The sequence below is a fragment of the Pelosinus sp. sgz500959 genome (assembly GCF_042610375.1).
Taxonomy (GTDB): Bacteria; Bacillota; Negativicutes; order DSM-13327; family DSM-13327; genus CTSoil-075.
Window position 1 is genome coordinate 21,475 of the sequence record NZ_JBGJZL010000022.1, and the last position, 9,473, is coordinate 30,947.

At 36.9% G+C, this 9,473-nt stretch carries 9 protein-coding genes, 1 tRNA gene and 1 other annotated feature (1 of these 11 running past the window's edge); all 10 genes read left to right on the forward strand.

All coding sequences use genetic code 11. The annotated features are described in order from the left end of the window. Nucleotides 1–111, forward strand: a binding site (T-box leader); it begins 112 nt to the left of the window's first position. Between the two features lie 51 nt (nt 112–162). Further along, nucleotides 163–846 (forward strand): serine O-acetyltransferase, encoded by a 684-nt coding sequence (gene cysE, locus ACAN52_RS20805; RefSeq protein WP_378957015.1) that lies wholly within the window; start codon nt 163–165, stop codon nt 844–846. Beyond that, entirely contained in the window at nt 827–2,272 is a 1,446-nt protein-coding gene (gene cysS, locus ACAN52_RS20810; protein WP_378957017.1) for a cysteine--tRNA ligase, read from the forward strand. Before cysE ends, cysS begins: the two co-directional genes overlap by 20 nt. Continuing rightward, nucleotides 2,269–2,769, forward strand: a complete 501-nt coding sequence (locus ACAN52_RS20815) for a Mini-ribonuclease 3 (RefSeq protein ID WP_378957019.1) — start codon at nt 2,269–2,271, stop codon at nt 2,767–2,769. The genes cysS and ACAN52_RS20815 overlap by 4 nt, the downstream gene beginning before the upstream one ends. Next, complete coding sequence (gene thyX, locus ACAN52_RS20820; protein WP_378957020.1) at nt 2,766–3,446, forward strand: FAD-dependent thymidylate synthase; 681 nt, start codon at nt 2,766–2,768, stop codon at nt 3,444–3,446. The genes ACAN52_RS20815 and thyX overlap by 4 nt, the downstream gene beginning before the upstream one ends. A 205-nt stretch (nt 3,447–3,651) precedes the next feature. After that, nucleotides 3,652–4,401: a 23S rRNA (guanosine(2251)-2'-O)-methyltransferase RlmB gene (rlmB, locus tag ACAN52_RS20825; RefSeq protein ID WP_378957027.1), complete on the forward strand. Its 750-nt coding sequence runs from the start codon at nt 3,652–3,654 to the stop codon at nt 4,399–4,401. Further along, nucleotides 4,402–5,748, forward strand: coding sequence for a VanW family protein (locus tag ACAN52_RS20830; protein ID WP_378957021.1), 1,347 nt, complete (start codon nt 4,402–4,404; stop codon nt 5,746–5,748). A gap of 247 nt (nt 5,749–5,995) precedes the next feature. After that, nucleotides 5,996–6,733 (forward strand): RNA polymerase sporulation sigma factor SigH, encoded by a 738-nt coding sequence (sigH, locus tag ACAN52_RS20835; RefSeq protein ID WP_378957022.1) that lies wholly within the window; start codon nt 5,996–5,998, stop codon nt 6,731–6,733. Nucleotides 6,734–6,922: 189 nt separating this feature from the next. Further along, nucleotides 6,923–8,182: a diphosphate--fructose-6-phosphate 1-phosphotransferase gene (gene pfp / locus ACAN52_RS20840; protein ID WP_378957024.1), complete on the forward strand. Its 1,260-nt coding sequence runs from the start codon at nt 6,923–6,925 to the stop codon at nt 8,180–8,182. A 217-nt stretch (nt 8,183–8,399) separates the two neighbouring features. Continuing rightward, a complete protein-coding gene (locus tag ACAN52_RS20845; RefSeq protein ID WP_378957025.1) occupies nt 8,400–9,200 on the forward strand; it encodes an undecaprenyl-diphosphate phosphatase in 801 nt (266 codons plus the stop codon). A 151-nt stretch (nt 9,201–9,351) separates the two neighbouring features. Then, nucleotides 9,352–9,427, forward strand: a tRNA-Thr gene (locus ACAN52_RS20850). Nucleotides 9,428–9,473 lie beyond the last annotated feature (46 nt).

The window sequence follows — 9,473 nt, forward strand, 5'->3', positions numbered from 1 at the left end:
GGCTGAAGATTGAGTAGGCTGACACGGTAGCAACCGTTATTGTGCTATTGAGAGGTGTATAAAAACATTATGCACCTAAGCAGAGTGGAATCACGGACCACTGTCTCTGTATGAGATAGTGGTCTTTTTGTTGGTTGTTTTTATAAAAGAGGAGGAAATCGTATGTTCAAACGTATAAAAGAAGATATTGAGGTAGTCTTTGAACGTGATCCTGCTGCAAGAAGTATGTGGGAAGTATTGCTGTGCTATCCCGGACTTCATGCAATTTGGATGCATCGCATCAGTCACTGGTTATATCAGCGTGGATGGATTGTTTTGCCCCGAATGATTTCCAATTTAGCTCGTTTTATAACGGGTATTGAAATTCACCCAGGCGCAACAATTGGCAAAGGATTATTTATTGATCATGGTACAGGAATTGTGATTGGAGAAACTGCTGAGGTTGGTGCTAATGTAACTCTTTATCAAGGAGTAACATTAGGGGGAACTGGTAAAGAAAAAGGTAAACGTCATCCAACGATTGGCGATAATGTAGTCGTAGCAAGTGGTGCTAAAGTGTTAGGGTCTTTTTCGGTGGGGGAAAATTCTAAAATTGGTGCCGGGTCAGTTGTGTTAAAAGCCGTACCACCTAATTCAACAGTTGTAGGTATTCCAGGGCAAGTTGTATGGCACAATGGCAAAAAAATTAATGGTAAATTTGATGGAGCTATTGACTTAGAACATGATGATTTGCCAGATCCAGTTGCTGAAATGATGAACTGTATGCAACGTAACATAAGGAAATTAGAAAAAAGGATAAATCAGTTAGAGAAGGAGTCGAAAAAAAATGACACTAAGAGTTTATAATACGTTAACAAGACAGAAAGAGGTTTTTGTACCAGTTGAAGCTGGTCAAGTTAAAATGTATGTATGTGGTGTTACTCCTTACAATCATCCTCATATCGGTAATGCTAGACCTTTTCTTACTTGGGATGTTATTAAAAGATACTTAGAGCATTGTGAATTCAAGGTCTATCATGTGCAAAATTTTACCGATGTTGATGATAAAATTATTAACACTGCTAATGCAGAGGGTGTCACGTGGGATGTAGTTGCCAATCGCTATATCACTTCATATTTCGAAGTGATGGATAAATTGAATATTCGTCGGGCTGATATTTACCCTACAGTATCTGAACATATGGCGGAAATTATTGATATTGTTAATACATTGGTGGAAAAAGGTTATGCTTATGTTGTTGATGGTGACGTGTATTATAGTATAGAAAAATTTGATGAATATGGTAAATTAAGTGGGCGTAATATTGATGATATGCAAGCGGGGGCGCGAGTTGATGTTGACGAACGTAAGAATCATCCTATGGATTTTGCTTTATGGAAAAGTGCTAAACCTGGTGAGCCTGCGTGGCAGAGTCCTTGGGGTATGGGACGCCCAGGCTGGCACATTGAATGTTCAGCTATGTCTTTGAAGTATTTAGGTAATAGTTTTGATTTTCATGGTGGTGGTAGCGATTTAATTTTTCCACATCATGAAAATGAAATTGCCCAATCTGAAGCCTTTGTTGAGGAAGAAAAACCTTTCGTACGCTATTGGCTACATAATGGTTTCATTACCGTAAATGAAGAAAAGATGAGTAAATCCTTAGGAAACTTTTTTTTAGTAAAAGATATTTTAGAGCACTATTCTCCGGATGTATTACGTTTCTTTGTTTTATCAACTCATTATAGAAGTCCTCTAGACTTTAGTGATGAGCGTTTATCTGAGGCAGAGCGGAGCTTAGAACGATTAAGGACAGCAGTGGAAAATAGCAATCATTTAAGTAAGATGACAAATTCTGTTGCAAACTCCGAAGCTAATCACCTAGTTGAAGTGGCAAAACAAGCACAGCAAGATTTCCATGATGCCATGGATGATGATTTCAATACTGCATTAGCCATTGGTGTTATGTTTGGTCTAGCCAAAGAAATTAATGTTTATTATAATGCAGTGATGGCAGAGAGAGTCAGTTATAACGAAGAGGCTTATTCTGCAATTCGTAATGTGTATTTTATGATGGCGGAGGTACTGGGCATATTGGTCCAAGAACGACAAGATAAAGTTGATGGCAGCCAAGAACTAATTGGACAGTTAATGGATATTATCATTGGTATTCGTCAAGATGCTCGTCAATCAAAAAATTGGGCGATTGCAGATAAGGTTCGTGACAGTTTAGGAGCAGTTGGTATTATACTAGAAGACTCACCTCAAGGCGTAAGGTGGAAAAAACGATGAAATTCGATCAATTTCAATTTTTAATCGATACTGCTTTTGGTGAGTGCATTGATGATGGACCTCCCCAAGGTAAATATAAGGATATACCAGTAGAACAGTTACATCCTCTAGTCCTTGCCTACATTGGCGATGCATATTTTAATTTGTATGTACGTACGAAGTTATTATCTTATGAGCAAAATAAAGTTCGGGTACTGCATACCTTTGGTTCTAAGGTTGTATCAGCGACAATGCAGGCTATCGCCTATAAATCCTTAGAAAATGAATTAACAGATCAGGAAAAGAGTGTTGCTCGACGAGGACGTAATTCAAAATCCACTGTTCCCAAAAGTGCTACGGTAGGCGAGTATCGAAGCAGTACAGGTTTTGAAGCTCTCTTAGGATATCTTTATTTAGGGAAGAATCATGAACGTTTGTCGGAAATTGTAGAGAAAGCTTTTACAATTATTGCCCGGGAAATGACAAATACAGCAAAAAGTAATGGAGAGAATAAATGAAAATAAAATTAATTTCTCATACTCCTGATCCACAGAGAATGGTTGCAATGTCTGCACGGCTTTGCTATTCGCCTGTTGGAGCAGAAGAGTTAGTGGAAAACATGTCTGAAGTACAGGTGGAAAAATTACTTAATAAAATTGTCGAGATGGAACATTTATCGACTCTTGAGCATGTAAGTTTTACCTTTGCGATTGAAGGAATATCAAGAGTACTTACACACCAATTAGTACGTCATCGTATTGCTTCCTACTCTCAACAATCTCAACGATATGTGAGTGAACATGAATTCGAATATATCACTCCTCCTTCCGTTGAAAATCATCCCCTTGCCAAGGAAAAGTTTGATCAATTGATGGATACGATTCGTAGTACATATGATGATTTGATCACTTTAGGTGTTAATAAAGAAGATGCTCGATACTGTCTGGCAAATGCAACTGAAACTAAGATTGTTGTAACAATGAATGCAAGGACATTACTCCACTTTTTCCAATTGCGCTGCTGTGTTCGCGCTCAATGGGAAATTAGAAGTTTAGCAGAAGCCATGCTCGATGAAGTCAAAAAAGTAGCACCTTTGCTCTTCAAAAAAGCCGGTCCAACTTGTGTGACGAGTCATTATTGTGGAGAAGGAAGTATGACTTGCGGTCGTTTAGCTGCTATGCAGGCGAAAGATTAGATGATTCATTGCAAAATCCTCAGGTATTTATCTTTGTACCTGAGGATTTAGTATGTAAATGATTCTTTACCGGATTTAGCAGGATTTATTCCTGTTGTGGCGTACATAATTAAGATTGTATTACAATGCATACCTTATTGTAAAAAGGGAAAAATAGAATGTCATCATATGGTGACTGGAGGGAGATAAATTTATGTCTGATTCAATATCTGTAGCAGAAGAATTTATTATGGGACGCAATGGCGTATTGGAGGCTTTAAAAAGTGGTCGTCCGATCAATAAAATAATGGTGGCAAAAGGGGAACGTCAAGGGTCGATTCGCGAGGTGATTGGTCAAGCTCGTGATCAAGGTCTAATTGTGCAAGAGGTAGAAATCAGCAAACTCGATGCCCTTACAAAAGGACAGAAACATCAAGGTGTCTTAGCGATGATACCACCAGTTGCCTATGCGGAGATGGAAGATATTTTGGCTAAGGCTACAAGTCCGGGTGAAGTTCCTTTTGTTGTACTTTTAGATGAATTAGAAGATCCTCATAATTTAGGAGCGATTTTACGAACTTCGGATGCTGCGGGAGTACATGGTGTACTCATACCTAAAAGACGTAGTTGTCCTTTATCTGGTACTGTGGCTAAAACATCAGCTGGAGCAGTAGAGTACGTACCAGTAGCTCGAATTGGAAATGTATCCCAGACGCTTGAAGAACTAAAAAAAGCTGGAATGTGGGTCGTTGGGGCTGATATGGATGGGGAAAAAAATTATTATGAAGCTGACTTAACAGGACCTATTGTTGTTGTTGTCGGGAGCGAAGGTAAAGGTATGGGGCGTTTGACCAAAGAACATTGTGACTTTGTCGTTCGCATCCCTATGCTAGGTAATATTAATTCTCTGAATGCCTCAGTCGCTTGCTCCTTGTTATTATATGAGGTTGTCAGACAACGGGAGATGAAAAAATAAGTGAAAAAACCGTGGTTAGTAATGACCGCGATGAGTTGGATGATCCTTATTTTCGGAAGCTTGACTTGGTATTTTTTATCATATAGTAATATATATCCTGGTATATCTGTCGCAGGAATTGATTTGAGTGGACGGAGTCGAGATGAAGCATTACAACAATTGTCATCTTTAAAAAATACCTATCATGATAAAAAAATTACCTTGTACTATGATGAAATGGTATTTCGAGTCGATGGTACGAGTATTAATTTTGATATTGATGTTAATAGTACGATTGATGAAGCATGGCGTTATGGGCGTGATGGTTCGTGGTGGGATCGGATAAACAAAATCCGTATTGCAGCGCAACAGGGCTATGAACTTTCTCTTAAGATTAATTATGATGAAGTGAAGTTGGCTCATATCATTGAGGAATGGCAAAATCTGATTGCTCGTCCACCACGTAATGCGACCTTAAGTATAGTAAGTGGTGGAGTGATTCCCGAACAGCAGGGACGTAAGCTTGCATCCGATACTCTGCGTCCTCTTGTATTGAGTGCTTTTGTCAGGCCTGAAGATACCGTAGTTGCTTTACCAGTGACAACCCTGTATCCAGAAATCACAGTTGATGAAATTGGAAATGCTGGCATTCGTAAAGCAATGAGTGTATATAGTACTTTATTTAATAATGAAGATATCAATCGTTCTATTAATATTAAAGTAGCAGTTGAAAAAGTAAACGGATATATTCTGTACCCAGGAAAAGTTTTTTCGTTTAATACCATCGTAGGACCGCGGGAGAAGGCTTATGGCTTCAAAGAAGCATTAGAAATTATGGATGGTGAATTAGTTCCAGGAGTCGGTGGAGGAATATGTCAGCTTTCCTCAACGTTATATAATGCTGCTCTTTTAGCGAATTTAGAAATTGTTGAACGTCATAATCATTCAAAGCCTCTTTCCTATGTCCCTCTTGGGCGGGATGCTACGGTCGTATTTGACGGTCTAGATTTTAAATTTGCTAATAATACATCACGGCCCATTATGATTATGGCTGAAGTTCAGAAAAATAAACTATTAGTTGGTATTTTTGGACAAAATGCCCTTGATGAAGTCGTAGAAATAATATCTGCAGATCAAGAAATTATACAGCAAGAAATCCGTAAGAAAGATGATGAATCCTTATATCTAGGCGAATTTAAAATAGATAAACAAGGAAAACCGGGCTATAACATAAGTACATTAAGAATTGTACGATCAGGTAATCAAGAAGTAAAACGTGAAGTATTATCTAGAGATTGTTATCTTCCAGATGATACTATTATGAAAGTCGGTACCCAAATACCTCCCTTTTCTCGGAGTAGTCAATAATGTTTTTCTGAAGTTGTTTAAACCTATAACATCGGTCAATAAAAAAATAATTCAGTTCTACTGTTGTCTAAAACCACTGAAGTGCTTGGATGCACATAGGGATTTAGACAACTTAAGCTTGACTAAGTAGAGATGTGTGGGGTATAATTTGCTTTGAAGTGGCATGTACACATAACGTAAGATGCTGATAGTTTAGTGCATTTTGTTTTTGTGAATGTGTAGCAATTTGAAGAGTGGGGGCGATGCGATGCGTTTTAATACCCAATGCGATCTGTGTGGCTCATTTGAGAATATGAGTGATGAAGAAATTGTACTTGATGCAAAAGATAACAATAATACAATCGCACTCGACTACTTGATTAACAAGTATCGCAACTTCGTTCGGGCGAAAGCTAGATCATATTTTTTGATTGGTGCTGATCGTGAGGACATCATCCAAGAAGGTATGATTGGGTTGTATAAAGCAATTCGAGATTTTCGTACAGATAAACTTTCTTCTTTTCGAGCTTTTGCCGAACTCTGTGTAACACGGCAGATTATTACAGCGATAAAAACAGCTACAAGGCAAAAACATATTCCATTGAACTCATATGTTTCATTGAATAAGCCTATTTATGATGAAGATTCTGATCGGACTTTGCTTGATGTATTGTCAGGTTCTAAAATATCTGACCCAGAGGATCTAGTGATTAGTAGGGAAGAGTTTATTGACATTGAAGAGAAAATGGGAGAAATTTTAAGTGATCTTGAGTGGAAAGTTCTGATGGCTTATCTCGATGGGAAGTCTTATCAAGAAATTGCAGTAGAACTTGAACGCCATGTAAAGTCAATTGACAATGCTCTTCAGCGGGTTAAACGTAAACTTGAACGCTATTTAGATAATCGTGGTGACGATAAAGATATTCAAGGAATGTATAAAGGGCTTTCAGGGTTCGGTAAAGACTCTCAATGTTTGAGCGGCTATGGTGAAAATATTGATGATTAACATGAATAAGAAAAATTTAGCATTCGCTAAATTTTTCTTATTTTTTTTATTATATAAAAATAGAATATTTTGAAATATTAGAAAAAAATTCTATTTTCAAAGGATTTTAATTTAACTTGTCGAAAGTTAAATTGTGGTAATAATCTGGAGTATAACTAAAAACAATTAGAAATAATGGGAGGTTATATTATGATAGGGGCCAAAAATAAACTAGCGATTTTATGCGGTGGAGGTCCGGCACCGGGCATGAATAGTGTGATTAGTGCCGTGACGATTGAGGCTATCACGCGGGGGTGGGACGTAGTAGGAATTTATGATGGATATTCATCGTTAATTAAAGGTGAAAAAAATATTGTTCCGTTGACGATTGAGATGGTGAGTCGAATTCATTTGGATGGTGGTAGCATTATCCGAACAGCACGAGCGAATCCGACCAAAAGTGAAGAACACTTGAGTCATGTAGTGAATACGTTGATCGAAATGGGTATAACACACTTAGTAACAATTGGTGGCGATGATACAGCCTACTCTGCCTCTAAGATATCTGAATATGCAAAACAAATTTTAGGAATTGATTTTTTTGTTGTGCATGTACCAAAAACAATTGATAATGATTTACCTTTACCTGAAGGTCTTCCGACTTTTGGCTTTGAAACAGCCAGAGCACTTGGGGCGCAATTAGTTAGTAATTTGATGGAAGATGCTAAAACGACGAGTCGCTGGTATTTTGCTGTGGCAATGGGGCGTACTGCTGGACATTTAGCATTAGGAATAGGGAAAAGTTCAAGTGCGACAGTCACGATTATTCCTGAAGAATTTATGGGAGAAGAAATTAGGCTGCAAAAGATTGTTGATATTTTAGTTGGTTCAATCATCAAAAGATTGGCATCAGGTCGTAACTATGGTGTGGCTGTCATTGCAGAAGGAGTTATTGAAAAAATAGGAGTCGAAGATTTACAAGGATTAGATAATAATTGTTATGATGAACACGGACATATTCGTTATACTGAATTGGATTTTCCGAATATACTAAAAAGAGCTGTGGTTAAAAATCTTGCTGATATAGGACTGAAAACTACAATTGTAAGCAAAGAAATCGGTTATGAACTGCGTTGTGCACCCCCTAATGCTTTTGATATTGAATATACCCGTGACTTAGGTTTTGCTGCTTTTGATTACTTGCAAAATGGTGGCACTGATGCAATGATTACGATTCAAGATAATCAAATCACGCCTATTCCTTTTAGTGAAATTTTGGATAGTAAAACCAAAAAAACTCAAGTGCGGAAAGTAAATATCAATTCAATTCAATATCAAATTGCAAGAAAATATATGATACGTTTAGAAAAAAGTGACTTCACTGAACAAATCGATTTAAGAAAAATGGCGTTAGCAGTTCAAGTTGACCCAGATAAATTCATCAAGCGATTTGAATATTTATTAAAATGAATGTGGTGATAAAGGATGAGAAAAGGGTAACTTTTCTCATCCTTTATAGTAAGAAGACTTGGTGTAAGCCAAGTCTTCTTTAAATTATAGTTATAAATAAAAAGATAGGAAGGGTTAATTTTAAGAAAGAAATCTATGGGAAAAGGTGTTATTAAAAATCGAATTGCGGTATAATAAACTTTGTGACTATTTTTAGAAAAAATAAGGAAGTGTTATAGTGAGCGAAAATCTGATTGCGATCATTATTGGTATTGTTGAGGGTGTGACAGAATATTTACCTGTTTCCTCAACAGGTCATATGATTTTAGTAGGAAGTATGCTTGGTTTTGAAGGAGAAAAAGCAAGTGTATTTGAAGTTTTTATTCAATTGGGTGCTATTTTATCTGTGCTTTTTTTGTATCGTGATAAATTTTCTCGAATGATGAGACCGCAAAAACTAAGCATTTATGGTAGTGGTTTATCTGTTAAACATATTTTGGCAGGTATTGTGCCAGTCATGGGAATTGGATATTTACTACATAAGCCGATTAAAACATATTTGTTTTCTCCATACACTGTTATTATAGGTTTAATTGTTGGTGCTATATTTATGTTAGTTGCTGAGAAAGTATCAAAGCGCCCTAGTGTTACTAATGTCGATAATATTACGTTAAAACAAGCCTTTTATATAGGGTTGTTTCAAATTTTAGCTTTGTGGCCAGGTTTTTCACGATCAGGTTCTACCATTTCAGGTGGACTTATTTTAGGTATAAGTCGTGCAGCTGCGGCGGAATTTTCATTTATTATTGCAGTACCATTAATGGCAGTAGCATGCTTATATGATTTATTAAAAGTATGGGATAAACTTAATCTGGCAGATATTCAAATGTTTGCGATTGGTTTTAGTGTGGCGTTTGTTGTTGCATATATATCTGTAGTTTGGTTTATCAAATTTTTAAATAAATCAACATTAGCATCTTTTGCATATTACCGTTTTGTATTGGCAATTGCATCTTATTATTATTTCTTTAAATTTTAATGTGTGTTAGATAAAAAAAGATTGACAATCTAAAAAAAATGTAATAAGATATTCAAGTACCGAGTTTGAGCGTTGGAGAAAAAGTTTTTCAAAAGAAAGATATTGACAACGTTGAAGTAAGGTGATATAATTAATCCTTGTGGAAGGTCATGCTGGAATAGCTCAACTGGTAGAGCACCTCACTTGTAATGAGGATGTTGCGGGTTCAAGTCCTGTTTCCAGCTCCATTTGTTTTATATGGATAGGTTCCCGAGTGGCTAAAGGGAGCAGACT

Excerpts from the sequence above, each read along its gene's own strand:
- thyX (WP_378957020.1), top strand. The coding sequence starts at position 2,766 with ATGAAAATAAAATTAATTTCTCATACTCCTGATCCACAGAGAATGGTT.
- pfp (WP_378957024.1), top strand. The coding sequence starts at position 6,923 with ATGATAGGGGCCAAAAATAAACTAGCGATTTTATGCGGTGGAGGTCCG.
- cysE (WP_378957015.1), top strand. The coding sequence starts at position 163 with ATGTTCAAACGTATAAAAGAAGATATTGAGGTAGTCTTTGAACGTGAT.
- sigH (WP_378957022.1), top strand. The coding sequence starts at position 5,996 with ATGCGTTTTAATACCCAATGCGATCTGTGTGGCTCATTTGAGAATATG.
- cysS (WP_378957017.1), top strand. The coding sequence starts at position 827 with ATGACACTAAGAGTTTATAATACGTTAACAAGACAGAAAGAGGTTTTT.
- ACAN52_RS20815 (WP_378957019.1), top strand. The coding sequence starts at position 2,269 with ATGAAATTCGATCAATTTCAATTTTTAATCGATACTGCTTTTGGTGAG.